The organism is Dietzia sp. UBA5065, from assembly GCA_002415925.1.
Classification (GTDB): domain Bacteria; phylum Actinomycetota; class Actinomycetes; order Mycobacteriales; family Mycobacteriaceae; genus Dietzia.
In genome coordinates this window covers 5,905-6,486 of the sequence record DIAZ01000123.1, presented here as the reverse complement: position 1 = coordinate 6,486, position 582 = coordinate 5,905, and the positions used below count along the sequence as shown (strand labels likewise).

Here is a 582-nt window from a genome sequence, read left to right as displayed (position 1 = left end):
GGTGGTGGACGGCGAACAGGAACGGGTCGACCCCCGGCCACTGTGCTCCGAGGGGGACGACCTGGCGGATGGCGGACATGGGTTCCTCCTGTGGCGGCACGGCAATTGCTGTCACATCAGTCAACTCTCGGGTGCGGCGCTTTGTTCCCTGCGCCGTCTCCGCCCCTCCGCCCAGGCCTGCAGCGACCGGCGCCCGAGAAACACCGCCAGGAGCACCGCGATCACGCCCACCACGGCGTTGGAGAACCACCCCGCCACCGACTCGATCCGGTACCACTGGTTGCCGAGCGCGTACCCTCCCACCACGAAGATCGAGTTCCAGACCAGGCTGCCGCCGGTGGTGAGCAGCAGGAAGACCGCGAGGTTCATCCTCGCGACGCCCGCGGGGATCGAGATGAGACTCCGCACGACCGGCACCATGCGGCCGAAGAACACCGACGACCTGCCGTGCCGGTCGAACCACCCCTGCGCCTTGTCGAAGTCCTCGACCTTCATCAGCGGAACGCGGTCGAACAGCACCCGGACCCGGTGGGGTCCCAGCCACCGACCGAGCCCGTAGGCCAGGAGCGCGCCCGCGACCGA

General features: G+C 69.1%; 1 protein-coding gene. It reads right to left on the bottom strand.

Annotated features, from left to right (window positions below):
* Positions 1–120: 120 nt before the first annotated feature.
* Positions 121–582: DedA family protein (locus B4M60_RS09555; RefSeq protein ID WP_291082805.1), on the bottom strand; the 462-nt coding region annotated here is incomplete at its 5' end.